The organism is Brevundimonas sp. GCM10030266 (assembly GCF_042666595.1).
GTDB lineage: Bacteria > Pseudomonadota > Alphaproteobacteria > Caulobacterales > Caulobacteraceae > Brevundimonas.
Genome location: NZ_JBHTCY010000002.1, coordinates 22459 through 48869, shown reverse-complemented (window position 1 = coordinate 48869; position 26411 = coordinate 22459). Strand labels below are relative to the sequence as shown.

Genomic DNA, 26411 nt, shown 5'->3' with positions numbered 1-26411 from the left:
GGCTATCCTCAGGCGCTTTCAATAACTCGAAACACGTGGATCCGAACCGGCTTCGTGGTGCCGTCTTCTTTGAAGCGGCTTTCGAGAATGGCCTCGACTCTCGGCTCGTGCATTTCAGCCAGCGCATCTGGATCAACGCCGGGTGCCAGCCGCAGCGGAAGACGGCGAGTTTTCACCCCCTCCGCCTCGATCTTAGCGGCCCATCCTCGGTCTGACTTGTCGCGGTCCGTCGCCCTGATGTGAAGCACAGCGTCGGTGAGGTGGAGCGGTACGATGTCGTCTTCTAGCTCGGCTAGCGCGACGGCGGTCGGGAAGTCTGCCACCGCCTCCGGACTTACTTCCGGCAACCCGCGAGGCTGAATTCGGCCGTTACCGTTTCGCTTAGCGGGCCTGAAAATATCAACCGTAGCGCGCTGCACCGAGGAAAGCTTGTTGCCGATAGCTTTGTTGACTGCGGCGATCACATCGGCCGGCGACTTGCCGAGCTGATCAGCGGCGATGTTTATGAAGACGTTGTGGTCACCCACAATAGACGCCGGTGCCGCCTCTGACTTCTTGTTGCGACCGAACATGGCGGTGGCCCCGGTGTAGAGGGCCACCATGAAGAGAACGGTCAGGATGGTGTCGTAGCGATCGCTCACTGGCACGCCCGTGATGGTCTCGAACAGGGCAGGCACCTGGACCTCCAGATCCTCTTGAAAGGCAATGAAGAGCGCGACGTAAAACGCCTCGCGCAAAGAGCTCTTCTCTACCCGGTCTAAGACTATTTTCCTATCCTCGACCGTTAGGCCGGGAACTAGTCGTTCGAGGGCGTCGACCGCTATTGGAAGAAGCTTCTCGTGGGCGATCAGGGTCGCCGCGATGTCGCTCAGCGAAACGTCGTGGCTGTCGGGATAGTAGATTTCGTGCGGCAGCTGGATTTGTTGCAATCGCCCCTCCCCAGAGACGGTTGCAGCTAGCCAGCAACCGGGGCGGGAGTCTAGGCCGGGACGATCTGGCTCTTTCGGCGGCTGATCAGTAGTCGCCCTTCTGGATGTCGCCCACGACGATCTTCAGCTCCGACCGCCCTTCCTCCAAGGCCTGAACGCTCCACTCGAAGATCGACTTTAGCCGCTCGCCCGGGTCCGAGGTCTGGTCTGACAGCAGCCGCTCCATGATGTCGGTCACGGCCTGATTTCGTCCCATCAGCAGCCCAGCCCGATAGATGGGGTGATCCGCCAAGCCGCCGTCGTCATGTGGGTCGGACATGGCGAGAGCTAGCCCGCTGCCGGGTCGGATGTCCATAGCCGGGAACGATTGCAAAGCGGTCAGGTTGGCCCTCTAGCAAGGAGGTCTCCATGACCGACACGAACTCCCCCAATCCCGATCCTGATGATGACATTGCCTGGCCCGAGGAGGGTGGCGCTACCGATAAACCCAAGCCGGGCGAAGAAGATGGGTGGGGAGATGGTGGTGAAGACGGCGAAGGTCGAGCCGACGTCGACAAGATTATCGAGGAGAACACCTCGGTGAACGGGATCGACCCCGACGCAAGCTGACGCCCGGAACGCTTAGCAGGCTAAGCAGTTTGGTCGCCGCGTCCGCGTCCTTGGGGAAGCGTCATGCGGACGTAGCGGCGGCTCCGAGCAGGGGGCCGCCGCTTTACGTTCATCATGGTGCAACCGCGAACAGGCTTGGCGGTTAGCGTTGCATGACCAGCCCTGCTCAAATTCGGATAGATCGAGAGAAGTGGGGCCTCGTTGTTCTCGCGGGCCTCGCACTTGTCGTCGCTGCTCTTCTGATCGTCGCCGTGCTTCTGCCAGGAAGGACCGAGGCTGACGAAAGAGCTTCAGCCGAGGCCGTCCAACAGATGGACCGCGCCCAAGCTCAAGACACCGCTGCTCGTCGGCAGGCCGAAAAGGGCCAGCGATCAGACTTCGACTAAGCCGCCCCTTCCATAGAGGGGACGGCGCCGTTCAAGCAGCGTCGTCCAGCCACGGGTCTCTCCCGTCTGGATCGATCTGCTGAAGTCGAGATGGAACCTCGCCAGCGATCACCAGCGGGTCCGGGTCGTCCCAAACGTCCACCTCAGGATCGCCCCACTGCTGAAATGCGATCACGCCAGGTGCGAGTTTAGCGAGAATGCGTGCGCCTTCTTCCGCATCGACCGCGCACGAGAATGCGTGCCGGATCTCACGGTCGGGCCAGATCTCGATGGCGAAATAGAACAGTGATCGCAAGGGTAACCTCCGCGCTCGAATCCATCCGAATGGCATCTGGAGTCAACGGGGTCGCCTGACCCATACGACCAAATCTGACGCACGTAGTTCGGAATACGCGAACTTTATTGTTGCAACGTAGTTCGGATAGTGCGAACGTCATCTCATCACCGGAGAGGACGCCATGTCGCCCACCACCACGAACAACCCGGGCTCTGTCCGCGTCGCGCGCAATGATGCGATGACGGTCGTGGCCATCGACGCCACAGCCCCGGAAGGCCGCGCCGTGATGCGCGAAGCCTTCGGCCTGTCGCCGCTTCGCCGCGCCGAAATCCGCCGCAGCCTCGTCGTGTCCGAGACGGACCGGGCGCACCCGCTCTTCGGCGGCATCTTCGCCGGTCGCCGCGTTCTGCCTGACGCCGAAGTCGCTGCGATGGACGCCGAAATCGAGCGCCTGAAAGCCGAGCAGGCCGAGGCGCTGACCCCCCAGCAGAAGGAAGCCGCCTGATGGTCTCGCACCCGCTTCTCCCGGCCACTGAGGCTGCGGCTGACGCCTATCTCGGCTTCGCCCGGATCGCTGACGGTTCGGCTGCCGATGCGGCCCACAAGGACAAGCTTCGTCAGGCCTACCTGGCCCTGAAAGCCCAAGACCCCGGCGGCCTGCTGAACGAAGCGGAAGAGCTGGAGCGCTGGGCGGAGAAGAACGACGCCCAAGCCGCCGCCTTCCCGGTGGCCTCCGCTCAATACGCCCGCACCGCTGCCGCCTTCCGTGAACAGGCCTCGGGTCTGCGCGCCAAGGCCGAAGCGCTCTCCAACCCTGAAATGAAGGAAGCCGCCTGATGGCTGAGCAATCGCATACGCTGGGGCCGTGGGAGGCCATCCGAGTGGGTGATCTTCTGGCGATCATGCCGGACCCCATGCGTGGCCGGGCCGACACCTTCCTCGGCGTCGCCATCATTCAGGAGCACGACGGGGAGCGTTCGCCTCGTCGCGTGGACGCCAACGCCAGCCTGATCGCTGCGGCTCCTGAACTGCTGGAGGCAGACGAGGAAGGTGCGGCCGCGCTGATCGCCATGATCGAGCGGTACGAGCGCGTGGACGCCCCGGCAGAGGACCGGGCGCTGATCGAGCGCGCTTCCAAGGCCTATGCCGCCCTCCGCGCCGCGTCCCGCAAGGCCACCGGAGGGTCGGTCTGATGGGAGGCTCCGTCGTTTCCCTGCCGCCCCGTCCGTCGGCGGCGCCCGCGCCTCTGCGTCCGGTGAAGGAGCCCTCGGTCGCCGAGCGCGTCGGCATCCCTGATCGCCGCCCCCGGTACTTCGCCGAGGATGGCGCTGTGATCGTCACGGCCAGCCGCCGCCGGATGACTGTCGAGCAGGCCTACGCCGAAGCGGTCAGCCTGCTGGACAAGGCGACGGACCCGACCATCGGAACCCTGGCCGACGCCTATCGGGACGAACTCAGCGACCTGATCGTGGCGCTGCGGGGAGCTCTCGACGGCTCCAGCCCGCCCCCGGCGGCCATCGCGAGGGCGGCGGCATGATCGACACCCGCGCCCTCCAGAAGGCCATCGACGCCTCCCGCGAAGCCGCCACCACCATGAACGAGGCGTGGTGCGCAAACACCCGGGTCGATCAGGCCGAACACCTCGCCGAGGCCGAGCGCCTTCTGGTCGAGGCCCTTCACAACATCCGGGCCGTCCGAGTGCCCGTCACCCCTGAGCTGAGGAGTGCAGCATGAACCGCGAGCGACTGAAGACCCTGCGCGACCATCTGGCGGGACTGCCGGATGAGCGGGTGGATATGCGCCATTACTTCACGGTCGGAAACGGCTGGACGGCTGCTGATCCAGCCGCTCTCCTTGAGGCTGGATGCGGAACGGCTGCCTGTATCGCTGGGTGGGCGGCGAGCCTGTTCCAAGGTCAGCCGGAAGACGCCAACGACCTGTTGGACCTCACCGAAATGCAAGAGCAGGCGCTGTGCTACCCGACCGGGTTCCAGTTCAAAGGCACCTACAACCGCCTCGGAGCCATAGCCGCCATCGACTCCATGCTGGCGAACCCTGACGATCTCGCTCTTCCGGTCTGGCCGGAGAAGGCGGTGTCGGCATGAAGCCCCAACGCACCCACGCCAACGACGACGGCGGCATCGACTGGGACGGCATCTGGTCGACCTACGTCCAGCAGTCCGACGCCCCGCTCGAACTCAAAGCCGCCAACGACAACACCGACGACCGTGAGCCTTCCGGCTTCGGCCTGGCTGTCGTGGTCATCATCGTGATGGTCGTCGGCCTCTCCTGCATCGGAGCCATTCAATGACGACCGAGCCGAAACCGACCGGTGCGGCCCTGCTGCGCGAGCCGTTCCCGGCGCACCAGATCAGCAAGCTGCCGAAGCCGACTAAGCCCCAGACGGACGCGGTTAAGGCCGACTTCAAGAAGGGCATCCGCTGCAAGATTTGCGACGGCTGGCATCACCCGGACGTCGTCCACCTCGACTATGTCGGCCATGCTGCCCTGACGGACCGGCTTCTGGATGCTGACCCGAACTGGTCGTGGGAACCGGTGGCGTTCAACCCGGCAGGCCTGCCCGCGCAGGACGCGGACGGCGGGCTGTGGATCAGGCTGACGGTCGATGGCGTGACCCGTCTCGGCTACGGCCATCCCGACGGCAAAAAGGGCGGCGACGCCATCAAGGAAGCCATCGGCGACGCCCTGCGCAACGCCGCCATGCGCTTCGGCGCGGCTCTGGACCTCTGGCACAAGGGCGACCTGCATCTGGCCGATGGCGAGGCGGAGGCCCCGCCGCCCGCGAACGACGAGCAGGACAAGCCGAAGTCCCCGCCGACGCTCGCCGAGCGTGCTGACGCTCTGGTCGGCGCGCTGAACAAGGCCGCCACCGCTGACGCGCTGGAGCGCACCTGGGCCAAGGGCTCGGGCCTTTGCGCTGACCTCGACACCTCCGACCCCGAGAAGCTCGCCGTGATCACGCAGCTCTACGAGAGACGCCGCGACGAGCTGGACACCACCCCGTTTGGAAAGGCCGCCTGATGACCTCCACCTACCGCAGCAGCAAGGGCGAAGACCTCGTCATCGCCGATATGGCCTTCCCCTACCTGAAGTCGGCCCACGCCAAGCTCATCCGCGAGCAGGTCGGCGAGGAGCGCCAGGACGAGATCGACGCCATGACGGCCGAGATCACCAACCGCGAGATCGAGCGCGCCAAGGCCGAGGCCGAGGCGGCAGCGACCACTGAAACCGCCTGATCGAAGGGATCACCTATGTTCATCACCTCCATCAACATCGCCCGCGAAGGCTACTACGGTCATGGCCGCAACGATCCGACGAAGCCGCTCCGCGCTGTCGTTCAGGTCGAAGGCCAGCACGGCAAGGTCGAACTGAACCTGTCGCCGGAAGCGTCAGACCGCATGGTCGCGCTTATCGCTGAAGAGATCGTCGAGGCCACGAAGGCCACGGCGGCCCTGATGACCAGCGGCGTCCTGACCGGAGCCAAGAGCGACCGGTTAGCGGCCCCGAAAGGGAAGGGTGCCGCATGAGTGCCGAACCCATCCACCTCGCCAACGCCACGCCGTTCGACCTGATCGTTGAGAGCATCAACGACCTGATCGGCGAGGCCCGCAACTACGCCGACGGCGCCGCTGTGGAGACGCAGGGGCAGGCCGACGACATCTCGCGCATCATCGAAGGCCTGAACCAGAACGCCGCCGCACTGGACGCGGAACGGGTGAAGGAGAAGGCCCCGCTCGACGCCGAGATCAAGCTCATTCAGGACCGCTACAACGCCTACATCGCCGACCGGAAGAACAAGAACCCCGGCTCGGTCTGGAAGGCCGTCGACGCCCTGAAGGCCTGCCTTCAGCCGTACCTCGCCCGGCTCGACGCCGAGAAGCGCGAACGAGAGCGGATCGCTCGGGAGGCCGCCGAGGCCAAGGCCCGCGAGGCCGAGGCCGCCATCCGCGCCGCCGCCGCCAACGACCTGGGCGCCCGCGAGGACGCCGAGACCAAGGTCAAGGAAGCGGCCATCGCCGAGGCTGAGGCCCGCAAGGCGGTTGCGGACAAAGCGCAAGCTTCTGGCGGCAACCGCGCAATGGGCCTGCGGTCGGTCTGGAAGGCGCGCGTCACCGATCCCCACGCCGCCGCCGGCCACTACTGGCGCCAGAACCCGGAGGCCTTCAACGACCTGCTGCAGAAGCTGGCGAACGATGACGTTCGCGGCGGCAAGCGCTCGGGCATCCCCGGCGTCGAGTTCTACGAAGACCGGGTGCTGTAGTGAGCGACCGGCACCTCCTCAAGCTCACGCCCGGCGTGCGCCAGCAGGCCCACCAGTGGCTCGACCGTGCCCTGTCACTGTGGCAGCCCGGCTCGCCGTGGGTGATGGAGCTGCGGTCGGCCACCCGGTCGGACGAGCAGAACGCAGCCATGTGGTCGCTGCTGGGCCAGATCCAGAAGCAGCGCCCGACGCACAACGGCGTCCAGATGACGACGGAGACGTGGAAGTGCCTGTTCCTGCACGCGCTGGGCCACGAGATGAGCTTCGTTCCGACGCTGGACGGAACCTCGATGCTGCCGCTGGGCCTCCGGTCCTCCAAGCTGACCAAGCGCGAGTTCTCGGACCTGATCGAGTTCATCCTGGCATGGACGGCCCGTGAAGGCCTGACAATCCAGCACTTCGACGCGGCCAACGACGATCAGGTGCAGGGGAGGGCGGCATGACGACCGCCCAGGAAAAGGCGATCCTCCGCGCCGCCGCAGAGATCACCCGGAAGAAGAACCGGGAGCGCCGTCAGGCGATAAAGGCCCAGCGTAAGCCCGGCGGCAAGGCTGATCGCGGACGGGTGCGGGACACCGGCTATCTGGCGTTCCTCCGCCGCCAGCCGTGCGCCTGCGGGTGCGGGGCTCCGGCGCCCAGCGATGCCGCGCACCTCCGCATGGCCAGCCCCGAGCGCGGGAAGCTGCCGACCGGGATGCAGGTCAAGCCGAGCGACCGGTTCGCCGTCCCGCTGCGCCGGGCTTGTCATGAGCGGCAACACAGCATGAGCGAGGCCCGGTTTTGGTCCGAGCGAGGGATCGACCCCTTCGTCGTGGCTGACCGTCTCTACGCTGAGTACCGCGGGGAGGGGGCATGACCGCTCTTCCCGACTACTGCCCGTTCGAAGTTGTCGAGCGGCTGACCTTCGACACCAAGAAGTGCGGTGCTGACATTCGCCTTTCGATCCAGCCGGAGGGAGTCGTCTGGGCGACTTCGGCCCATCGCCGCCACGGCAACTTCAGCGGCTACGCCGAGCCACTTGGCCGGTGGGGAACTGAGCGCCCGTCACGCTGCGCGCCTGATCGGTTGTCCGCGATCGAGCAGGCCTCCGCCCGCATCCGCCGGCACGACGCCGACCCCGAAGTGCTGGCCTGGCTCGACACCTTGATCCCCGACCAGCCCGACCTTTTCCAAGGATCTGACCAATGACCCGAGAGACTGAACAGAAGCTGGTTCCTCTGGAGCCGACCGCCGACATGATCGCTGTCGCTGAGCAGGCGAGCCAGATGCTGGAATGGCAGATCAAGGCGTCATGGTCCGCCATGCTCGCCGCCGCCCCCTCTCCCGACACCGGGAAGATGGGTGGGGATGTTCGTTACGGCGACGAGACGGCCTCACAGATCGTCCGCCGCTGGGCCGATTGGATCAACGATGTCAGCGCCGACATGGAGCAACCTGAGTGGGGCGGAAAAACCCGCAACGATGTGCTGAACGAGCGCGACTTCCTGCTCAAGGCCCTTTCGCGAGCCCCTGTCTCTGGGGGAGAGGGTGAAGCGGTGGCGTGGCGGTGGCGTCTCAAGCCCGAAACCGATTGGTGGGTCTCGGTGCGACCGTTCGGCAGCAAGACCGGCGAAGAACAGCCCCTCTACACCCACCCCTCCGACCCCTCCGCTACGGAGAGGATGAGGGCGGAACGGGAAGATGAAATCGTCCGCACGGCGACCAGCCTTTTCAATGCGTTCGTCGGCGGTTCGGCCCTTCGCGACGTTCAGAACGGCACCATGACGAAGGCCCAGGCTGACTCGTGGAAGGCCCACGCTGTTCGCCAGCATGAGCAGAGCCTTCGCGAAATGGCCGGTGTCGCCGCTCTTGGGGAGGCGTGAGCGATGGGGGATGTGCTTCACAGGCCGGGCCTTGATCCTGAGCGAGACGCGATTTTCTGCGCTGCCATCACAGGCATCTGCGCAAACCCGAACTTCTTCGGTTCGGTCTTTCAACAATCCCCGCAAGTCGCCGTCGAGTTCGCCTCGCAGGTTGTTGCTCGCGCCTGTCAGGACCCTGAGCAATGACCGACCAACCAACCGTAGGAGTGGCGCTCAAGCCCTGCCCGTTTGACGAAGGATCAGCGATCATCGTCGTCAAGCCTCTGGGGGACGGATGGCCCGACCTGTTCCAAGGTCAGTGCCAATCGTGTGGAGCCGAAAGTGCCCCCTGTAATAGCGATGCGGATGCGGTCACCGCATGGAACACCCGCACCCCAGCGTCAGGGGCGGTGGAGGCTGCGCGAAAGATCGGACGCTGGATCGACGCAGGGATGCCGGATCACTCCGACGACACCCCCACGCGGGAAGCCTTGAAGCGTGACCTCCGCGCCGTCCTCGCCGCCCTGACCTCAGAGCCGGAAGCCGAGGGGGCAGACATGCGTCCCGTCGAGGCTACGTGGTCAACCGGAGACTCCCATGCCTACGTCAATATGGCGGCGGCGCTGTCAGCAGAGGCAATGCCGTGGCGGAAGAAAATCGGCCTTCGCATCACGTCATTCCGGTTCCTCGATTTCGATGCGCCCCAACCCCTACAAGGGGGTGAGGTGACGAGGGAGGCGGCGCAAGACATTCGCTTCCTAGAGGCAATGGCGGTCGATCTGGACTACGCGGCCATGCCGACGAAGCCCGACGTGGTTACGCTGTGTGGATCACAGGCGGCGCGCACCCGTGACGCGATCCGAACGGCTCTCGCCCTGATCTCCCCCGCCCGCACAGGAGGCAAACAGTGACCCAGGATTTGATCGAAGCTCGTCGCGAACCGCAGCCCGCAACCATCATAGCGGGCCACATCGACGGACCATTGCTCGTTTACAGCGACGGGCAAATGCATTGGTTGTCCGTCTGGGAGCGCGTCAAGGTCGCGCTTGGGCTCGACAACGCGAACAGCATCCAGAACCGCAAGCGGCCTGACCTCCGCGCCCACCGTGAAGGGGAGGGACGGTAGTGGCGCTCTGTCGTGTTGGCCTGCATCGCCGCCGATGGGTTTCTCAAGAGGGGGCCGATCATACCGGCATTGATGTTTGGCTCCGCTGCACGAACTGCCAGCACCGGACGGTGACCCACATCGAATGCCGCGTCGTCACCCCCGAGGTCCGAACGAGGCTGGAAAAGGAGTGGGCCAAAGAAACGACGAAGGACGTGATCCCGCAATGACCACCCATACCGACGCCCCCGCTGATGATCTGGTGGGGAGGCTGGAATCCGGAAAGCTTTGGGCCTTTGACTCCAAACAAGCCGCCGCCCGCATCCGCTCTCTGGAAGCCTCCTGCGCCGCCTACCGTGAACAGGTCATCACACTGGACCTGATGAAGGCCTCGGCAGAAGCGCAGAGGGATGAGGCGGTCGTGGCGCTCAAGGAGATCAAGAAGCTGAAGCCTTCGCCTATCGGGGACACTGGCTTCCAGACCGGCCCAGCGGCGCTCCTGAACGCAGCAAAGCGCATCGCCAAGGACGCCCTCGACAGCCTGAAGGAGGGACGCTGAATGGCCTCCTGCAAGTTCTGCGGCGAGCCGCTCGGAACCCTGACCTGTGGCGGCGTGGCTCTCCCCGCCTCCAGCCCGCTAGTCACCAACCTGGTCTGTTTCGATTGCGACGACGACCCCCAAAGCTGGTTCGACGGGACGCCTTCTCGCCGAGCCCGCCTGAAAGGCAAAGACCATGAGTGAGGAGAGGGCGCCGGCCAACGACAACGGCTTCAAGCTGGCCTACTCGCCGGAGGAGGCGGCCGAGGCTCTGAGCCTGGGTCAGACCGCGATCTATGCCCTGCTGAAGGACGGCAAACTGAAGCGCGTGAAGTTCGGTCGCCGGACGCTTATCCCCAGATCTTCCCTGGAGGCTTTGCTCGCCGAATGGGCCGCAGCCGCTTAGGGACGATCTTAGGGAACGGGGCTCAGATGGGCCTCAAACCCAATCAGGGCTTGAGGCGGTGGCGGAGAGGGGGGGATTCGAACCCCCGGTACGCTTTCACGCACGCCGCATTTCGAGTGCGGTACATTCAACCACTCTGCCACCTCTCCGCGGGGCCGAACGTTCATTGGTCGAACGGAGCGGCTTCTCTAATGGGGGAGGCCGTGCGCCGCAAGCGGGGATTTCAGGAAAATCGTCAGCGTAGGGCGGGAAGCGGCAGGCCGAGGGCTTCACCGCTCGCGGGGTCGGCCTTGGAGACCCGGAAAAGCTCGGCCGGACGTCCGCCAGTGGCGGCGGACAGGCGGCCCGTCGCCTCGACCAGACCGGTGCGCTCGACGCCGCGGCGGAAGTTCTGCTTGTGCAGCGACAGGCCCGCGACGGCCTCGGCGGCGCCCTGAAGGCCGGACAGGGTGAAGGTCTCGGGCATCAGGTCGAACAGGACGGGGCGGTACTTCAGCTTGCTGCGCAGGCGGCCCAGCCCCGTCGCGAGGATGCGGCGGTGGTCGGAGAGCATCATCAGGCCCGGCGCGGCGGCGGGGGCGGCCCGGTCGAGGTCGCGGGCGGCCTCGGCGACCAGACCGGCCTCATAGAGCAGCTCGTAGCGTTCCAGCACCTGACCTTCGTTCCAGCGCTGGCCGGGGCCGGCGGCGAACAGGGCGTCGATGCGGGCGGTGCGGCGCGGGTCTGCGGCCGCCCAGCCGCGCAGGCCCTCGATCAGGGCGGTCTGGCAGGCGGCGGCGCCGTCGCGGCGATCCTCCCACGGGAAGAAGTCCAGCACCGGGGTCCAGCGGGCCTCGGCCAGCGACGGATCGGCGCCGTCGGCGGTCAGGGCCAGATAGCCGATCGACACCTCGCGGTGGTGCTCAGGGCCTGGGGTGGCGCGGGGGCTGGCGCGGCCCAGGTCGCCGAAGGTGTAGAGCTGCTCGACGAAGCCGAGGCGGAAACCGGTCTGGGCCGTCACGAAGGCGCGCAGGGCCAGCTCGAAGGTGCGGTCGCGGGCCGGATCAAAGGGGCCGAAGGGCAGGGCGGCGGAGCCGTCGTCGCCGGTGGTGGTCAGGACGCTGGCCTGACCCTCCCGAAGCGCGATGACCACGGCCGACAGGCCGATGCGGACCCCCTGTTCGCCCATGGCTATTCGGTATGCCAGGCGTCGGGGGGCGTGATCAGGCCAACGGCCTCGGCCAGGACGCGATAGCGCTCGAGATAGCGCTGCTGGGCCACGGGGGCGGGCAGGGGCTCGATGATCAGGTCATAGCCGGCGGGCGGCGCGCCGAAGATCTGCAGCGACTCGGTCTTGTTGAACCCGGCCAGCTGGGTGGCTTCGAAGAAGGCGCAGGCGCGGTCGGCCTTCTTGATCAGGGTCTTGATGGCCACCGGGTTCTTGGGCGGCAGGCCGAAGCGGACGTGGATGGCGCTTTCCAGACGGGCCTCGAAGGCCTTGTAGTTCATGCCCAGCGCCGCCTTGAACGGCGAGATCATGTCGCCGATCACGTATTCGGAGGCGTCGTGGAGCAGGGCGGCGAGGCGCCATTTCGGCTCCAGCCCCGGCTTGATGTAGGCGGCGATCTCCTCGACCACGCAGGAGTGCTGGGCGACCGAGAAGGCGTGCTCGCCGATGGTCTGGCCGTTCCAGCGGGCGACGCGGGCCAGGCCGTGGGCGATGTCCTCGATCTCGATGTCGAAGGGCGACGGGTCGAGCAGGTCCAGGCGGCGGCCGGACAGCATGCGCTGCCAGGCGCGGGGCGCTTTCGACGAGGATCGGGGTGCGGAAGCCAAGACGTTATCCAGTTCAGTCGGCTGGACGTGGTGGCGCATAGGGCCGCCGTGATCAAGGGCGACGGGGTTTCATCCCCGGCTTATTCGCCGACGTTGAGGGTCACCAGGTCCTTTGCGTCCTCGAACACCCGGCCGCCGTTGCGGTCGCGCGAGCGAATGGTGGCGACCACCAGGGGGCCGCCGACCGGGCCGCGAGCCTCATAGCCCACGCGGCGCCAGCCCTCCGTCGAGGCGCGGTTGTCGCTGAGCATCCAGCTGGCGCGGGTGGCGTCGCCGGCGCCCACGGCGCGGACCTCGGCGGTGTCGTTGCGGGCCCGGACGCTGACGTTGTCGCCATCCTCATTGCCGGCGCCGCGGATATCGACCGTTCCGTCGCTGTCATTGGCGTCGATGTGGAGGCCGCCGATGCGGACGCTGGCCTGATCGCCGCTGGCGTCGATGCGGACGCCCGGCAGGCTGACGCTGGCGTCTTCGCCTTCGGCGCGGATGTCGACGCCGGGGGCAGTCACCCGGGCGCGGTCGCCGGCAGCGTCCGTCTTCACCGTGGCGACATCGCCGCCGGGCGCCTGCAGGCCGGCGACGGCCATCGGCAGGGAGGCGGAGAGCCGGTCCTCGAAGCCCTTGAGCACCTGGGGCGGGGTCTTGCCGTCCAGCGCGACCAGCTGGAGCGTCACCTCGGCGCCCTTGGGGCCGATGTAGGTGCAGGTCCGACCGGCGTCGGTGGCGGAGCCCTTGCGGGTCAGGGAGCCGAGGGTCTGCGGGCATTGCAGGGCCTCGACCACCGTCAGTACGCCGCTGGCGTCGTTGTTCTCGGTGCGGGTCGAGGTGATGTGCACGCCGCGTTCGCCGTCGCAGGCCGCGGTCAGGGCGGCGGCCATGCAGACGATGGGAAGGATGAAGGGGCGCAGCGGCATGGTCTGGATCCTCAAGTCCCTGTCATCCTGCGCGCAACAGGCGGGGAATCCAGTGAAATCGCGGTAACAGGCGTGACGAAACCGGACCGGGCGTGTGGCGGCGTCATGAAGCGGGGCTGTCTCGTCATTGATTCTCCGGACCCGTGCGGTCAGCCGCCCGGGCGGCCACCCTCGCGACGATTGAGGAAGGCGAGGCGTTCGAACAGGTGCACGTCCTGCTCGTTCTTCAGCAGGGCGCCGTGGAGCGGCGGGATCAGCTTGTTGGGCGATTTCTCGCGCAGGGTCTCGGCGTCGATGTCCTCGACGAGGAGAAGTTTCAGCCAGTCGAGCAGTTCGGAGGTCGAGGGCTTCTTCTTCAGGCCCGGCGTGTCGCGGATCTCGTAGAAGGTCTTGAGCGCCTCGGAGGCCAGCCGGCCCTTGATGCCGGGGAAGTGGACCTCGACGATGTCGCGCATGGTCTCGGCGTCCGGGAAGCGGATGTAGTGGAAGAAGCAGCGGCGCAGGAAGGCGTCGGGCAGCTCCTTCTCATTGTTCGAGGTGATGACCACCACGGGGCGGACCTCGGCGCGGATCGTCTCGTCGATCTCCTGAACATAGAACTCCATGCGGTCGAGTTCCTGCAGCAGGTCGTTCGGGAACTCGATGTCGGCCTTGTCGATCTCGTCGATCAGCAGGACCGGGCGGACGGGGGAGGTGAAGGCCTCCCACAGCTTGCCCTTCTTCAGATAGTTGCGGACATCGTGGACCTTCTCCTCGCCCAGCTGGGAGTCCCGCAGGCGGGAGACGGCGTCGTATTCGTACAGGCCGTTGTGGGCCTTGGTGGTCGACTTGACGTGCCAGGTGATGAGGGGGGCGTTCAGCGCCTTGGCCATCTCATAGGCGAGGACCGTCTTGCCGGTGCCGGGCTCGCCCTTGATCAGCAGCGGCCGCTCCAGCGCCACGGCGGCGTTGACCGCGATCTTCAGGTCGTCGGTGGCGATATAGTTCGACGTGCCTTCAAAGCGGGACATGGACGCTCCTCCGTAGTGTTTGAAAACGCCTAGCGAAGGCTGGGGCGGTTAACAACGATCATGTGGGGGTATCCCTCGCTGCTATCGTCATCCCGGACAAGCGCTCGCGCAGCGGGCGCGCGATCCGGGACCCAGCGGCGCCGCGACGGCGGCGAAACACTGTGGTCGAAAACCTGGGCGCCGGCGCTCCCGACAGCTTCGCGCTCACGCGCGCCGCTGGGTCCCGGGGTTCGCTGCGCGCCCCCGGGATGACGATAGCAATGAAAACGAGGGGTCAGACGCCGCTTCACCATCGTCGGAGCCGTTCGCGGAAGGTGCGGCGGCGGTTGGAATCCGGTGCGGCGGTCGAGGCCGGGGCTTCGCGGAAATTTTCCGCTGCCGAGGAAAAATTCGGGTGCGAACAGTGCGGATGGGTTCGGCAAAGGCTGTCGTCGAAGACCCACTTCCCCGCCTTGCCGGCCTTGATGCGGGCGGCGAAACGCAGGGCGCGCAGGCATTTGACGATGGCGCGGTCCCAGAAGCGGACTCGGCGAGGGTCGCGCAGACGGCGGGCGAGGGCCCGCTGTGTCAGGGCGTGGCGGCGCTTGTCCCGAAGGTCGGCGCACTGGCTGTAGAAGCGGTCACGATCCATGCCGGACAGGATCGCATGCCGGTGCGTCAGATTTGGACGTATGGGGTGCGGGGGGGCTGAGGCGTCTCCTGCCGATACCGAGCCGCCCTCTCCTGATCGACGCTGATCGCGTCGATCAGTCCTCTCCATTCGCTTGAGGGCGAATGGAGAGGTGAGCTGGAGTAGCGGCCTTACCCGCCCCGGCGGATCAGTTCGTCAGCGAGATCGGCGGTCAGGTAGCCGTCGGCGAGGCGGTTGTTGGCGATCTGCCAGCGGCGCAGGGCGGCGCGGGTGTTGGCGCCGATGACGCCGTCGACGCCCTGGGTGTCGAAGCCGAGATTGGTTAGGGCGCGCTGGGCGCCGATGCGCTGGTCGCGCGACATAGGGGCGTCGGTCGGCCAGGCCTTGCTGAGCGCCGGCTTGCCCTGGATGCCGTCGGCGGTCAGGCCGATGGCCAGCGCATAGCTGACCGAGTTGTTGTAGCGGCGGATGACGTAGTGGTTCGGCAGGGCCAGGAAGGCCGGACCGCGCGCGCCCTGCGGCAGGAGGATGGTCGCTTCCTCGGCCGCCTCGGCGGCGCTGGGCTGACCGCCGGCGGACAGGGTGACGCCGCGCGCCGCCCAGTAACGCCAGTTGTGACGCTCGCCCTCGGCCAGGGCGTAGTCGAAGTTGGCGGGCAGGGTGACCTCGTAGCCCCAGGTCTGGCCGCGCTTCCAGCCGGCCTGGGCCAGCAGGTTGGCGGCGGACGCCAGGGCGTCCGCGTCATCGCCCCAGATGTCGACAATGCCGTCGCCGTCCTGATCGACGCCGAGGTTCAGATAGTTGTCGGGCATGAACTGGGTCTGGCCCATGGCGCCGGCCCAGCTGCCCTTCAGGCCCGCGCGCGAGCGCCTGCCGTCCACAACGATGTCCAGGGCGTGCTTCAGCTGGCCCTCGGCCCAGTCGCGGCGACGGCCGTCGAAGGCGAGGGTGGCCAGCGAGCGGATGACGTCCTGATTGCCCTGCACCTGACCGAAGGAGGATTCCTGGGCCCAGATGCCGACAAGGATTTCGGACGGGACGCCGTAGCGCTGGACCACGGCCCACGGCACCCGGTCCGTGCGCTGGCGCGCCTGGGCGATGCGGGTGGCGGTGACGGCGTTCTGGACATAGGCGCCGGCGGGGCGGCTGAACTCGGGTTGATTGCGGTCCAGGCGGATGACGGACGGATCGGGGGTCAGGCCCGCCAGCTCGCGCTCATACTGGGCGCGGCGCACACCGCCGTGACGGGCGAGGAAACCCTGTTTCCAGCCTTCGAACCCGGCCTGATCGACGACAGGCGCGGCCGGTTCGGCGGGGCCGGGCGCCGGAGACGGCGCGGGCTGCGACGGCGCAGGAGCGGGCGTCGGCGTGACGGGCGGCGCCTCCGGCAGCATGGGCGCGCAGGCGGCGACGGTTCCGAGCAGGAGGAGGCGGAGGCTGATACGCATAACCAAGAGTCTAGTGTCCCCACGGGCTGCGCCCTCATAACAAGTGCGCGAGTCTTTCGTTGGCCATAAAGCGCCCGAATGGAGAAAGCGTTGCCGTGACGCTCCCTGTTCAGCGTCATTAACCCATTTTGTTTTTGGTCTGGTGACCGCGCCGGGCGTAGGACGAACACTGTCCTCTGATACGGCCTGGTGGCGGAGGGGCTACGCGGCGGAGGTGCAACTCCGCAGACCCTCCGTTCAACTCGGAGGCCAGGCCTCCAGAGATCGCGGCGCGATCTCCTGTTTCTTGAAGGGCGCTAACGCTCGCGACGTGGTCGCTCGCTGCTTGAGCGCATTATGTTTCCGCTATCGCTCGCCGCGCGGCGGCTCGCTGCTTGAGCGGGTTCTTTTGCGCTATCGCTCGGCTCGCGGAGCCTTGCTGCCTGAGCGCGGACTGCAAATCTCTTCCGGACGGGCTGGCTGACGGGCGGGGTCGGACTCCGCTCGCAGTCCTGCGCCCGCTGTCCGGAAGGCGGCTCTATAACCAAAGTTAGTCGTGTGGGATGGCCAGCTTCACCGTAGGGTCTGCGGACGGTCGCCCCTGCAAACGGCGGCCGCGTCTGCGGCGCCGCTCCGAACTTTCGTTAGCTCCGGTCCGGCGTCGCCCAGTATGCTGATGGTCCGGTTGTTATGAAGAAGACGAAACGTGAGACCGTGGAGGGCCTGCTGGTCGCGGGCCTGGTCGCGGTCACGATGTTGCTGACGGTTCTGACCGCCATTCAGGTGATCGGCGTCCTGGGACATTAGCAGGACGCCGGGAGGCGCCGGGAAGGGAAAGCGGCTCATTGAGGCTGCCTTGTCGGAACCCTGTCGATCCCGGTTGACCTCTCTGCGACTCCTCTCTATACGCACCGCTCCGCCGCAGGCTCGTCCCGCGGCTTTCTTATTTTGATTTGCCCCAGGACGACGACCATGAAGGTCCGTAGCTCGCTCAAGTCGCTGAAGACCCGCCACCGCGACTGCAAGGTCGTGCGCCGCAAGGGCAAGGTGTACGTGATCAACAAGACCGACCCGCGCTTCAAGGCCAAGCAAGGCTGATTGCCTTGATGCGCTAACGCAGGCGACGCGGTCGCCTGCTGCTTGAGCGCATTCTTTCTTCGCTACCGGTCGCCGCGCGGCGGCTCCCTACTTGAGCGAAGGACGGGTTATCGAAAGGGCTGCGGATTTCGTCCGCAGCCTTTTTCGCGTCCGGCGTTGAGTCGCGCGCTGGGACGTGGTTAGCACCCGGATCAAGTTTGCCCCCGCCGCCTTCGGGCGAGGCGAGGGCCGGTTCCCCCTTACGGAGTTCTTCCCATGGCCGATGACGCCACCTTCGACTCGTCGCCCGACGTCCTGACCGCCACCGCCCAGGGCCGCCTGCGCTCGATCATCGAGCGTCTGGAGCGTCTGGAAGAGGACAAGCAGGCCGTCATGACCGACATGAAGGAGGTCTTCGCCGAGGCCAAGGGCGAGGGCTATGACGTCAAGGTGCTGCGCAAGGTCATCCGCATCCGCAAGCAGGACAAGGCCAAGCGTCAGGAAGAGGAAGCGATCCTGGACCTGTATCTGTCGGCGTTGGGCGAGGTTTAGGTTTCAGGTTCTGGGGGGCAGGTTCTAGGGTAAGGTTTGATCAGAGACCGCCAGGTCTCCCTGAAACCTGACCCCTAGCGCCCAGAACCTCCGTGAAGCGGAAACCCCCGCCCAGCCCCTTTGAAGCCCAGCGCAAGGCCGCCCAGCGGGCGGCGCTGAACGCCCTGAAACGCGCCCGCCGCTCGGCAGAGCAGGCGGGCGTTTCGCTGTCTGAATGGGAGGGCGAGTTCCTCGACTCGGTGTCCGAGCGGGTGAAGACCCATGGCCGCGCCTTCGGCGACCCGGAACTGGGCGCGCCCGGTCAGGCCCTGTCGGCCATGCAGGGCCGCAAGCTGAAGGAGATCACCGCAAAGGCGAAGGGGGAGCCGCCGAAGAAGAGGTTCTAGGCGTCAGGTTCCAGGTTCTGGGGGAGGGTTGAAGATCGCGCTCTTCCCCAGAACCTGAAACCTGGAACCTGAAACCTCAGAACAGGATCTTCCGCAGCGTCAGGCTGACCACCCGGCCTTGCGGGTCGAGGTAGTCCGACTGGTAGTTCAGCGGCAGGTCGCCGGACGAGGTCGAGGCTTCCGGGCGGCTGTCGAACAGGTTCTGGATGCCGAACTGGATGCGCGTGCCCTTGAGGATCGGGTATTTCTCGACCCAGGAGGTGCGCTGGTTCAGGTCCATGAACAGGTTCAGGTTCACCGTCGTGCGGTCGGCGAAGCTGATGTCCGGACCCGTGCCGCCGTTGATGGTGGTGCCCTCGCGCCAGGTGGCGAACATGAAGCCGCCGAAGCCGTTGCGGAACACGCCCGACATCAGCTGGAACTCGTTGCGCGGGCTGCCGCCGCTGGCCGAGATGGCGCCGCCGTCCAGCTGGTCGATGACCGGCAGGCCGTCGGCGATGGTCAGCTCGTCCTGCAGGCGGACGGTGTGGAACAGGGAGATGTTCCAGCGGCCCTGACCGGGCTGCATGGACGCGCCGCGACCGCGACCGCCGCCGCCGGGGCCGCCGCCCATGCGGACTTCGGTGCGCGGACCGCCGCCGCCGCCGCCACCCTCGATACGGAACGAGCCGCCGCCGCCGGGCGGACGCGGACCGCCGGGCAGGCCGGGCAGGGGCGACTGGCTGGCCGCCGGGCTGGGCGTGCCGAAGGCGCGCGAATAGTTAATGCCGGTGCGGATGTCCTGCCGCTCGTACTTCTGGAAGTTCAGCGGGCGGGCGTCGATGGCGGTCAGATTGCCGTCCGTATCGCGGGTGAAGCGGCCGGGCAGGGCGGCCTCGAGGTCCGGCGTGATCGCCGGGAAGGACGCCAGATAGTCGTCGGTCCGGCTGTAGGTCCAGGTCGACTGGATCGACAGATCCTGACTCGAAAGCGGCCGCCAGGTGCCGCCCACGCGCCAGACCTGGCGATTGTCGGCGTTCAGGTTCGGATTGCCGCCCGTGGTGCGGGTGACGAAGACGGTCTCGCCGGTGCGGAAGTCGAACACCGGCGTGTTCGGGGTGGCGATGGTCGGGTCGTTCAGCTGGCTGATGCTGGGCGCGCCCTGTTCGTCGGCATAGCTGACGAGGAAGGACAGGGGCTCGATCGGCGACCAGTTGACGCCGATGTTGTAGCTGGACAGTCCCCCGAAGTCGGACAACTCCTCATAGCCCAGGGTGGCGTTGACCGAGAGGTCGCCCAAGGCCTCCAGCGTGCCGTTGCGGCGGCTGGCGATCGGGAAGTTGAAGGTGCCCTGACCGTTGAAGCGATCGCGCGACTGCGAGCGGTCGATGGTCTCCAGCACATTCGAGGTGTTCAGCCGGGTGCTGGTCGAGTCCAGCGAGCGGGTGTCAGCGCCGAATTTGAAGGTCGAGGAGATGCTGCCGGCGGGCAGCTCGTACAGGTCGCCGTTCAGCACGACCTCGGCGCCCAGCTGCTGCGAGACCGAGTTGGCGGTGTCGTTCGGCGTGCGGGTGAAATCGGTCGGGCCCAGCGCCCCGAACGGATTGGCCGTCGGGTCGTTGGCGGCGAGGCGGGCGTTGAACGCCGTGGCGCTGTAGCCGCGGCCGGTGACGGTGTCGGTCTCGGTGCGCTCGTAGCTGCCGGTCGCGGTCCAGCGCCAGTCCTCGCCCAGATAGCCGTCGGCGACCACGGCCAGCTTGCCGTTCAGGCCCTCGGTCTCGCGCACAAGGGAGCCGGCGTCGTCGATGTAGCGGTGCACCAGAACGTCGTTGGCGAAGGGCGACAGGTCGTTGCTCGAGGGCAGGTTGAGGGTCAGGCCGGGAAGGCCGTTGAAGCTACGGCTGGAGGTGTCTTCCAGGCTGCCGCTGACGGTCAGCTGGGTGGTGCTGTTCAGGTCGCGCTTCATGGTGCCGCGCACCGTGGCGCGTTCGCTCTCGGCCAGCAGGGTGCGGTAGGCGCCGAGGTCGCCGGTCCGCCCGCCGCCCGCCGCGCCGGCGAGGAAGTCGGCCAGGGTCGGGGTGGTGGTCCCGCCGGGAACCGGAGTGATCGCCGTGCCCAGCGCCGGATCGATCACGGTGCAGGTCGCCGGATTGTCGAAACAGGCGGCGGTGTAGTCAGTGCTGGTGACGTTGCCGAGCAGGTCATAGGGCGTCGAGCCGCCGTCGCGGGTCAGGTTGCGTTCGGACTCGAACAGCGGGCTGGAGCGTTCGAACTCGGCGTCCATCGACCAGCGGTTGGCGCCGGCGATGTGCAGGACATTGCCCTCGATCTCGGTGGTGGTGCGACCGCCCTGGGTGGGGCCGCGGCCGGTCAGCTCGCCCGTATAGGAGCTGAAATTGGCCTTCAGGACGAAGTTCACCACCCGCTGCTCGGCGCGATAGCCGAACTGCAGGGCGACCTGTTCGGGCAGGATCTCGGTGCGCTCGATGGCCTCGGTCGGGATGCCCTGGATTTCCTGGAAGCCGGAGATGCGGCGACCGTTGACCAGGAAGACGGGCTGCAGGTCGGTGCGGCCGCTGGAGCTGCGGGTCAGCGGCTCCAGATAGGTCATCAGTTCGGCGATGTTCGAGGCGCCGTAGGCCTGGATCTGGCTGGCGTCGAGCGTGACGTCGGCGGGGATGTCGGTGTCGACGCTGCCGCGCGGGCGGGCGGCGCTGACGGTGACGGTGCTCAGCTCATAGGCCTCGTCGTCCTCGGCCGTGGGCGCGGTCGCCGGAGCCGGGGGCTGCTGCGGGGGCGTTTGCGGCGGGGTCGGCGCGGTCTGGATCACGCCGGCCATGAGGCCGGAAAGCGCGGTGGTGACGAGCAGCATGCGAAGAGCCTCGGGGGAGGAGAGTAAAGACAGATCAGCAAACGTGCGGCGCGCCTGTTTCCGTCGCGTTTCAGCGATGAAACCAAAAGTTGCCGGTCAGCCGTGGTCCCTGTCTTTGGGCGGCGCGCGGTTTGAGGCCAATGAACTTTCGTTCAGACTTGGGACTTCCCCGGGGCGTTGCCGATCTGCCGCATCCCCGAAGGGCTCAGCCGGCCTCGCGCAGGGCGCCTTCCAGCCCCTGCTCGCGCACCTTCCGGTAGAGGGTCGAGCGACCGATGCCGAGGCGACGGGCGATCTCGGACATGTGGCCGGCATAGACCTCGATGGCGTGCTGGATCAGGTCGCGTTCGATCTCTTCCAGCGTGCGCAGGTGGCCGCGGTCGTCGAGGATGCGGATCGGCGTGTCCGGGAGCGGAGGCAGTTCGATGTCGGAGGCGTGGAGGGACCGAGCGTCCGCATGCAGCCCCTCCGTCTCGGGGCTGTCGCCAGGATCCACCTCCCCCAGGGGGGAGGAATAGACGCCCGAGATGGCCGGGAAGTCGTGCGGCTGCAGGAAGGGCGCGTCGGCCAGGATGATGGCGCGGTAGACGGCGTTCTCGAGCTGGCGGACGTTGCCGGGCCAGTCGAAGGCGGCCAGCAGGGTCGAGGTCTCGGGCGAGACGCCGGCGATGCGCTTGCCTTCCTCGACGTTGAAGCGGCCGATGAAGTGATCCAGCAGGGCCGGGATGTCCTCGCGACGTTCGCGCAGGGCCGGGGCCTCGATGGGGAAGACGTTCAGGCGATAGAAGAGGTCCTCGCGGAAGCGGCCGTCGCGGACCTGTTCGGCCAGATCGCGGTTGGTGGCCGAAACGATGCGGACATCGACCTTGACCGAGCGCTTGGAGCCGACCGGGTCGATCTCGCCTTCCTGAAGGGCGCGCAGCAGCTTGACCTGCATGTCGAGCGGCAGTTCGCCGATTTCGTCGAGGAAGAGGGTGCCGCCGGAGGCTTCCGCGAACTTGCCGAGGTGCTTGTCGGTGGCGCCGGTGAAGCTGCCCTTCTCGTGGCCGAACAGGATCGACTCGACGAGGTTGGCGGGCAGGGCGCCGCAGTTCACCGCCACGAAGGGCTTGCCCGAGCGGTCCGAGGCGCCGTGCAGGGCGCGGGCGATGACTTCCTTGCCGACGCCGCTTTCGCCGGTGATCAGGACCGGGATGCCCGACTTGGCCGCGCGGGCGCCGAGCGATTTCACAAGGCGCATCGGCGGGCTGTTGCCGACCAGATCGTCGAAGGAGGTGCGGCCGCCGTGGTGCTTCTTCAGGCGACCGACCTCGGCCGTCAGCTGGGTCAGCTGCAGGGCGTTGCGGACGCCGACCAGCAGGCGCTCGGCGGAAACGGGCTTGACGAAGAAGTCCTGCGCCCCGGCCTGCATGGCCTTCACGACGGCGTCGACGCCGCCGTTGGCGGTCAGGACGATGACCGGGGTGGCGACGCCGGCGGTGCGGATTTCGGCCAGGGCCTCCATGCCGCTCATGCCCGGCATGACCATGTCGAGCAGGACCACATCGGCCCCGCCGCCCTTGGTCAGGCGGTCGATGGCCTCACCGCCGCTCTCGGCGTGGACCACGACATAACCCTCGCGCTCCAGCACGGCCTGCGCGAGGCGGCGCTGGGTCGGATCATCGTCCACGACAAGTACGGTCTTCGCCATGCGGGCGGCCCCTGTTCCATCACGTCCGGCCGGCTCTCAACGGTGGAGCTGGCTCATTCCGGGACGTTTTAGGGCGCACAAGGTGAAGATCGGGTGGTCGGGCAGGGTGAGCGGGGAGTTAACGGGAGGTTCCAGGTTCCAGGGGGCAGGTTCGAGGGGGAAGCGGCGGCGATCGAAAACCCAGCCCTAAAACCTGACCCCTAGAGCCTCGCCCCTATCTTCCCGCCATGAACTCGCGCTGGGCCTTCATCATGGTGGTGATGAGGGCCTTTTCGCCGTCGGAGAGCCAGGGGTTCCAGACGTCGAAGATCAGGATGACACGCATCTGGTCGGCATCGTTCCAGGCCTCGTGCTCGATGGTGTCGTCGAAGACCCAGGCCTGGCCCATTTCCCAGTCCCGGGTGGTGTTGCCGACGCGGAAGCGGGCCGGACCGGGCAGGATCAGCGGCAGGTGGCAGAGCAGCCGGGTGTTGGCCGAGCCGGTGTGGGCGGGAATGTGGGTGTGGGGCTGCAGGGCCGAGAAGACGGCGGTGGGGGCGAAGCCGTCCTGATGGGCCATCGGCAGGCTTTCCAGCAGGGCGGCGGTCTGCGGGCAGCGGTCGGTGACCGAGGTCTGCTTCACCCCGTCCTTCCACAGCCACAGCGAGGTCCATTTGCGCGAATGGTTCAGTTCGCCCCACTGGTTGACCGGCGCGCCCTTGGGATAGGCGATGTAGGGGGCGAAGTCGTCGAAGGAGGCCTCCAGCAGGGCGGTGAGCTCCTGCTGGATCACCGGCGTGGCGGCCTCCAGCGTCTCCAGCCACGGGAACAGCGCGCGGTCGTAGAAGGGGATGGCGGGCAGGCGCGGGTAGTTGAGCAGGATCGGCTCCTGCTTCGGCGGCGTCTTTACCCCCGCATAGATTTCCAGCCCCTCATCGAACCGGTCCAGCGAGGCGGCGTCCAGATCGCCGCGAAGGCTGGAGACGGCGGCGCGCATGTGGTCGCGCAAGGCCTCGGCCTGACGTCGGACCAGCCCATCGGCGTGATCCATCTGGGCGGCGAGGGCGGGAGGGCACTGGGCGCGGGGCGGGGCGATCTTGAGCGCGTTGCGATAGGTCTCGGCCGCCGCGCGCTCTCCCGCCAGCTTCTCCAGCATGGCCGCCTTGGCCAGCAGGGCGACGAAGTCGTAGGGCTGCATCGACAGGGCGTCGTCCAGCACCGCCAGCGAGCCGTGGAAGTCCCCCAGCAGCCGCAGGGCCAGGGCGCGGTTCAGGATGCTGTTGTGGCTACGTCCGCCGAGGGCGTCGGCCTGATCCAGCAGGTGCAGGGCGCCCGCGGGATCGCGACGCGCGATCGCCTCCGCGGCCCGGCGCAGCAGTTCGTCCTGTCCACCCGTGTTCATGCGTGATCCCCCGATCCGCGAAACATGAACTGGATGTAATGTGGCTCAGGTCGTCCGGGTCAAGAGCGCTTTTGTGCGGCGCGGAAGATTGGCGGCCGGTGTGGCGGGAAAGAGGGGGTCTAGTCCGCGGCTCCGGGTTCGCAGACCGGCCTGAAGTGAAGCGTCGTTCGCTGTCCGTCCGCGGTCAGGCCGGGCCATTGCGGAGCCGCGACGCCGACAGATCCCTCCCGCAGCGCCTTGCGCAGGTCCGGGCGTTCCGGGCGCCTGACGCAGTAGTCCGGCGACCAGGTTCCGACCTGGGCCCACTGGTTCTGGCCGTTGCGGCTCCACAGCTGGATCGCGCCATCGGTGGCGACCAGCACCTCGGGGACGCTGTCGTTGTTGAGGTCCATGGAGCGGGCGACGCAGCGTCCCTCGGCCAGACACATGCGGTAGCGGACGTCCGTCGCGGGCAGGACGACATCAAAGCCCTCGGGCAGGCGGGCTCCTGCGGGGACTACTTCATACTGTGCGCGCAGGTCGGGCGTGCCGATGTCCCGGTCCTCCCAGCGGTCCTTCACCTGACGCATGTTTCGGGCGCTGCGGGCGATGACCGGATCGGTGGAAGTGGTCAGCCGCTGCAACGCCGCCTCGCCCGCCTTGCCGCTCTCGAAGCGGAGGAAGCGGAAGTCGAACTGGGCCGGTTTCACCACGCCGCGCTCCAGCCGGGCGACCTGATCGGCGACCGACAGGCGGGCCGGGTCGGCGATGGGGCTGAACAGGGCGAGAATGACCACGATGGCCAGACCGGCGGTCAGGACATTGGTGCGCTCCAGCGGCTGCATCCAGTCAAGACCCTTGCGGGTCAGGGGCTCAAGCGCCGCATAGCCGTAACCACCGGCATAGGCGGCGCCGATGACGGCGCAGGCCAGGGCGATGATCCGGTCCGGCGTCAGCCCGTGCTGGCCGATGCGCAGGGCCAGACCCCAGAAGGCGAGGATGACCAGCGGCGTCAGCAGGACGGCGGCGACCCGCACGGCCCATTGCAGCACGCGCGGCGGCAGGTTGTCCTCGCGTCCATCCTGATAGGCGGTGTTGATGAGGATGATCAGGGCGGCGGCGGCCGACAGGACCAGGGCTGTGGCGCTGCCGGTGTCCCACAAGCCCTGCAGGCCGGTGAAGGGCAGGGCGACGAGGAAGCCGGCGGCCAGCACGGTCATCAGCAACAGCAGCCAGGACAGCAGCATCAGGGCGACGCTGCGCACGCCGCGGATCAGGCCGTCCCGCACATCCGTCAGGTGGACGGCGACGGCGAACATCAGGGTGGTGACGGGGATGGAGAACCACGACTGCTCAATCAGATCCTCGAGGAATTCGAGCCCAATGACCTTGAACAGGGCCGAGCCCAGATGGAGCAGAATCCAGAAGGCGCCGGTGAAGCCGATGGACAAGGCCAGTTGGACGCCAGCCTTCCAGGCGGTGTCGAAATAGGTGGGGAAGGCGGCGATCCATTTCCGCTCCAGATCGGCGGGCAGGATCAGGTGGTGGCCGATGAACAGGGCCGCCGCCGCGAACAGGGGCATGGGCCAGGGCAGGAAGGGCGGGCGGCTGGTCGGGCCGTACTCGCTGGGCGATTGGGCCGCGACGCCGTGCCAGCCCAGCAGGGCGAGGAAGGCGGTGGCGCCGATGATCCAGAACAGAAGGGTGCGGATCCGCATCCGGCCCGCGCCGGCCAGCAGAAGGACCGGGACCATGACGAGGATCATGGCCAGTGGGCCGAACAGCTCCGGGACCGTGGCGGGCCAACTGAGATGTTCAGCGCTGACGCGGCTGTACTCGCCCCCGTTTGTTGACCGGTACAGCCACCACAGGGCCGCGCCCTGCAGCAGGCCGACCGCGAGGCGGAAGCCCGCCAGCGCGGGCGTGCCGTTGCGGCCCAGGCTGTTGCGGCCGGTGGCTTCCGTGGCGTCGGTCATGAAGCGTTTCTCCCCTTATGAGGGGGAGCCTGCCCCGGATTCCCGGCCCTGTCTTGAGGATTTCCGATGCAGATCGCCTGCAAACGCCGAACCCGCTTGAGTTTGCGGGGATTGCGTGTATAGAGCGCGCCTTCTCCGTCGCTGCCCTCGGGACGCGGCGGTCCTGTCCGAGAACTTCGGGGCGTGGGGGCCACCCATGCCGTAACTGTCAGGGAGCCCCCTGACGCCGTGGGGAGATGGGGATGCAGACGATCACCGTCACCCGGAAACGGGGGCACGGGGTTTGAGCTTCCTTCGGACAATACGACCGGCCTGAACGTCTCGCAGCGATGCGCGGCGCTTTGGCCAC

Annotated in this window: 36 protein-coding genes and 1 tRNA gene; 23 read left to right on the top strand and 14 right to left on the bottom strand. The window is 67.1% G+C overall.

From position 1 onward, the window contains the following. Window positions 1-8 precede the first annotated feature (8 nt). Entirely contained in the window at window positions 9-929 is a 921-nt protein-coding gene (locus ACFQQC_RS06745) for a hypothetical protein (RefSeq protein ID WP_376860969.1), read from the bottom strand. Between the two features lie 85 nt (window positions 930-1014). Next, on the bottom strand, window positions 1015-1248 hold the full coding sequence (locus ACFQQC_RS06740; RefSeq protein ID WP_376860967.1) for a hypothetical protein: 234 nt from the start codon (window positions 1246-1248) through the stop codon (window positions 1015-1017). An 89-nt stretch (window positions 1249-1337) separates the two neighbouring features. Between ACFQQC_RS06740 and ACFQQC_RS06735 the strand changes: the two genes are divergently transcribed. Then, entirely contained in the window at window positions 1338-1538 is a 201-nt protein-coding gene (locus ACFQQC_RS06735) for a hypothetical protein (protein ID WP_376860965.1), read from the top strand. 417 nt (window positions 1539-1955) lie between these two features. Here the strand turns inward: ACFQQC_RS06735 and ACFQQC_RS06730 are convergent, their stop codons facing one another. Then, window positions 1956-2219, bottom strand: coding sequence for a hypothetical protein (locus ACFQQC_RS06730; RefSeq protein ID WP_376860963.1), 264 nt, complete (start codon window positions 2217-2219; stop codon window positions 1956-1958). 163 nt (window positions 2220-2382) lie between these two features. Here ACFQQC_RS06730 and ACFQQC_RS06725 point away from each other — a divergent pair, with 163 nt between their 5' ends. The 19 genes from ACFQQC_RS06725 (at window position 2383) to ACFQQC_RS06635 (ending at window position 10373) form a co-directional block, all read left to right on the top strand. Continuing rightward, the gene (locus tag ACFQQC_RS06725; RefSeq protein ID WP_376860961.1) at window positions 2383-2706 is read left to right on the top strand and encodes a hypothetical protein; all 324 of its coding nucleotides are present in this window, start codon (window positions 2383-2385) and stop codon (window positions 2704-2706) included. After that, complete coding sequence (locus ACFQQC_RS06720) at window positions 2706-3038, top strand: hypothetical protein (protein WP_376860959.1); 333 nt, start codon at window positions 2706-2708, stop codon at window positions 3036-3038. Before ACFQQC_RS06725 ends, ACFQQC_RS06720 begins: the two co-directional genes overlap by 1 nt. Then, window positions 3038-3394, top strand: coding sequence for a hypothetical protein (locus tag ACFQQC_RS06715; RefSeq protein ID WP_376860957.1), 357 nt, complete (start codon window positions 3038-3040; stop codon window positions 3392-3394). Before ACFQQC_RS06720 ends, ACFQQC_RS06715 begins: the two co-directional genes overlap by 1 nt. Beyond that, a complete protein-coding gene (locus tag ACFQQC_RS06710) occupies window positions 3394-3738 on the top strand; it encodes a hypothetical protein (RefSeq protein ID WP_376860955.1) in 345 nt (114 codons plus the stop codon). Before ACFQQC_RS06715 ends, ACFQQC_RS06710 begins: the two co-directional genes overlap by 1 nt. Then, entirely contained in the window at window positions 3735-3935 is a 201-nt protein-coding gene (locus ACFQQC_RS06705; RefSeq protein ID WP_376860953.1) for a hypothetical protein, read from the top strand. Before ACFQQC_RS06710 ends, ACFQQC_RS06705 begins: the two co-directional genes overlap by 4 nt. Then, the gene (locus ACFQQC_RS06700; RefSeq protein WP_376860951.1) at window positions 3932-4306 is read left to right on the top strand and encodes a hypothetical protein; all 375 of its coding nucleotides are present in this window, start codon (window positions 3932-3934) and stop codon (window positions 4304-4306) included. The genes ACFQQC_RS06705 and ACFQQC_RS06700 overlap by 4 nt, the downstream gene beginning before the upstream one ends. Continuing rightward, a complete protein-coding gene (locus ACFQQC_RS06695; RefSeq protein ID WP_376860949.1) occupies window positions 4303-4512 on the top strand; it encodes a hypothetical protein in 210 nt (69 codons plus the stop codon). The genes ACFQQC_RS06700 and ACFQQC_RS06695 overlap by 4 nt, the downstream gene beginning before the upstream one ends. After that, window positions 4509-5243, top strand: coding sequence for a hypothetical protein (locus ACFQQC_RS06690; RefSeq protein ID WP_376860947.1), 735 nt, complete (start codon window positions 4509-4511; stop codon window positions 5241-5243). Before ACFQQC_RS06695 ends, ACFQQC_RS06690 begins: the two co-directional genes overlap by 4 nt. Continuing rightward, complete coding sequence (locus ACFQQC_RS06685; RefSeq protein ID WP_376860946.1) at window positions 5243-5458, top strand: hypothetical protein; 216 nt, start codon at window positions 5243-5245, stop codon at window positions 5456-5458. Before ACFQQC_RS06690 ends, ACFQQC_RS06685 begins: the two co-directional genes overlap by 1 nt. Before the next feature lie 15 nt (window positions 5459-5473). Next, complete coding sequence (locus tag ACFQQC_RS06680) at window positions 5474-5749, top strand: hypothetical protein (protein WP_376860944.1); 276 nt, start codon at window positions 5474-5476, stop codon at window positions 5747-5749. Continuing rightward, complete coding sequence (locus ACFQQC_RS06675; RefSeq protein WP_376860942.1) at window positions 5746-6483, top strand: hypothetical protein; 738 nt, start codon at window positions 5746-5748, stop codon at window positions 6481-6483. The genes ACFQQC_RS06680 and ACFQQC_RS06675 overlap by 4 nt, the downstream gene beginning before the upstream one ends. Continuing rightward, window positions 6483-6926 (top strand): recombination protein NinB, encoded by a 444-nt coding sequence (locus ACFQQC_RS06670; protein WP_376860940.1) that lies wholly within the window; start codon window positions 6483-6485, stop codon window positions 6924-6926. Before ACFQQC_RS06675 ends, ACFQQC_RS06670 begins: the two co-directional genes overlap by 1 nt. Continuing rightward, window positions 6923-7339, top strand: a complete 417-nt coding sequence (locus ACFQQC_RS06665; protein WP_376860938.1) for a hypothetical protein — start codon at window positions 6923-6925, stop codon at window positions 7337-7339. Before ACFQQC_RS06670 ends, ACFQQC_RS06665 begins: the two co-directional genes overlap by 4 nt. Next, window positions 7336-7671, top strand: a complete 336-nt coding sequence (locus ACFQQC_RS06660; protein ID WP_376860936.1) for a hypothetical protein — start codon at window positions 7336-7338, stop codon at window positions 7669-7671. Before ACFQQC_RS06665 ends, ACFQQC_RS06660 begins: the two co-directional genes overlap by 4 nt. Before the next feature lie 47 nt (window positions 7672-7718). Then, complete coding sequence (locus ACFQQC_RS06655; RefSeq protein WP_376860934.1) at window positions 7719-8345, top strand: hypothetical protein; 627 nt, start codon at window positions 7719-7721, stop codon at window positions 8343-8345. A gap of 182 nt (window positions 8346-8527) precedes the next feature. Then, window positions 8528-9235, top strand: a complete 708-nt coding sequence (locus tag ACFQQC_RS06650; protein ID WP_376860932.1) for a hypothetical protein — start codon at window positions 8528-8530, stop codon at window positions 9233-9235. Then, window positions 9232-9450 carry a hypothetical protein gene (locus ACFQQC_RS06645; protein WP_376860930.1) on the top strand — a complete coding sequence of 73 codons (219 nt, stop codon included), beginning with the start codon at window positions 9232-9234 and terminating at the stop codon, window positions 9448-9450. Before ACFQQC_RS06650 ends, ACFQQC_RS06645 begins: the two co-directional genes overlap by 4 nt. 205 nt (window positions 9451-9655) lie before the next feature. Next, window positions 9656-9988 carry a hypothetical protein gene (locus tag ACFQQC_RS06640; RefSeq protein ID WP_376860928.1) on the top strand — a complete coding sequence of 111 codons (333 nt, stop codon included), beginning with the start codon at window positions 9656-9658 and terminating at the stop codon, window positions 9986-9988. 175 nt (window positions 9989-10163) lie between these two features. Then, the gene (locus tag ACFQQC_RS06635) at window positions 10164-10373 is read left to right on the top strand and encodes a helix-turn-helix domain-containing protein (protein WP_376860926.1); all 210 of its coding nucleotides are present in this window, start codon (window positions 10164-10166) and stop codon (window positions 10371-10373) included. Between the two features lie 59 nt (window positions 10374-10432). Here the strand turns inward: ACFQQC_RS06635 and ACFQQC_RS06630 are convergent. The 7 genes from ACFQQC_RS06630 to ACFQQC_RS06600 form a co-directional block, all read right to left on the bottom strand. Continuing rightward, a tRNA-Ser gene (locus ACFQQC_RS06630) sits at window positions 10433-10522 on the bottom strand. An 86-nt stretch (window positions 10523-10608) separates the two neighbouring features. Continuing rightward, entirely contained in the window at window positions 10609-11541 is a 933-nt protein-coding gene (locus ACFQQC_RS06625) for an NAD regulator (protein WP_376860924.1), read from the bottom strand. A 2-nt stretch (window positions 11542-11543) separates the two neighbouring features. Beyond that, window positions 11544-12137: a YfbR-like 5'-deoxynucleotidase gene (locus tag ACFQQC_RS06620; protein WP_376862080.1), complete on the bottom strand. Its 594-nt coding sequence runs from the start codon at window positions 12135-12137 to the stop codon at window positions 11544-11546. A 131-nt stretch (window positions 12138-12268) separates the two neighbouring features. Further along, complete coding sequence (locus tag ACFQQC_RS06615) at window positions 12269-13102, bottom strand: methyltransferase type 11 (RefSeq protein WP_376860922.1); 834 nt, start codon at window positions 13100-13102, stop codon at window positions 12269-12271. A 149-nt stretch (window positions 13103-13251) separates the two neighbouring features. Next, window positions 13252-14112: an AAA family ATPase gene (locus tag ACFQQC_RS06610; protein ID WP_376860920.1), complete on the bottom strand. Its 861-nt coding sequence runs from the start codon at window positions 14110-14112 to the stop codon at window positions 13252-13254. A gap of 286 nt (window positions 14113-14398) precedes the next feature. Further along, window positions 14399-14743 carry a hypothetical protein gene (locus ACFQQC_RS06605; protein WP_376860918.1) on the bottom strand — a complete coding sequence of 115 codons (345 nt, stop codon included), beginning with the start codon at window positions 14741-14743 and terminating at the stop codon, window positions 14399-14401. A 170-nt stretch (window positions 14744-14913) separates the two neighbouring features. After that, window positions 14914-16191: a lytic murein transglycosylase gene (locus tag ACFQQC_RS06600; RefSeq protein WP_376860916.1), complete on the bottom strand. Its 1278-nt coding sequence runs from the start codon at window positions 16189-16191 to the stop codon at window positions 14914-14916. 951 nt (window positions 16192-17142) lie between these two features. On the opposite strand from ACFQQC_RS06600, the gene ykgO reads away from it, so the two are divergent. From ykgO to ACFQQC_RS06585, 3 genes are all read left to right on the top strand, one after another. Next, on the top strand, window positions 17143-17268 hold the full coding sequence (gene ykgO, locus ACFQQC_RS06595) for a type B 50S ribosomal protein L36 (protein WP_045655953.1): 126 nt from the start codon (window positions 17143-17145) through the stop codon (window positions 17266-17268). Window positions 17269-17523: 255 nt separating this feature from the next. Next, the gene (locus tag ACFQQC_RS06590; protein WP_141626229.1) at window positions 17524-17799 is read left to right on the top strand and encodes a DUF2312 domain-containing protein; all 276 of its coding nucleotides are present in this window, start codon (window positions 17524-17526) and stop codon (window positions 17797-17799) included. A gap of 92 nt (window positions 17800-17891) precedes the next feature. Next, on the top strand, window positions 17892-18185 hold the full coding sequence (locus ACFQQC_RS06585; protein WP_376860913.1) for a hypothetical protein: 294 nt from the start codon (window positions 17892-17894) through the stop codon (window positions 18183-18185). A gap of 76 nt (window positions 18186-18261) precedes the next feature. On the opposite strand, the gene ACFQQC_RS06580 is transcribed toward ACFQQC_RS06585, so the two are convergent. The 4 genes from ACFQQC_RS06580 to ACFQQC_RS06565 form a co-directional block, all read right to left on the bottom strand. After that, window positions 18262-21036, bottom strand: a complete 2775-nt coding sequence (locus ACFQQC_RS06580; protein ID WP_376860911.1) for a TonB-dependent receptor — start codon at window positions 21034-21036, stop codon at window positions 18262-18264. A gap of 205 nt (window positions 21037-21241) precedes the next feature. Next, window positions 21242-22726 (bottom strand): sigma-54-dependent transcriptional regulator, encoded by a 1485-nt coding sequence (locus ACFQQC_RS06575; protein ID WP_376860909.1) that lies wholly within the window; start codon window positions 22724-22726, stop codon window positions 21242-21244. A 214-nt stretch (window positions 22727-22940) separates the two neighbouring features. Beyond that, window positions 22941-24107, bottom strand: coding sequence for an aspartyl/asparaginyl beta-hydroxylase domain-containing protein (locus tag ACFQQC_RS06570; RefSeq protein ID WP_376860907.1), 1167 nt, complete (start codon window positions 24105-24107; stop codon window positions 22941-22943). 119 nt (window positions 24108-24226) lie between these two features. Then, window positions 24227-26062: a DUF4153 domain-containing protein gene (locus ACFQQC_RS06565; RefSeq protein ID WP_376860905.1), complete on the bottom strand. Its 1836-nt coding sequence runs from the start codon at window positions 26060-26062 to the stop codon at window positions 24227-24229. Window positions 26063-26411: the final 349 nt, after the last annotated feature.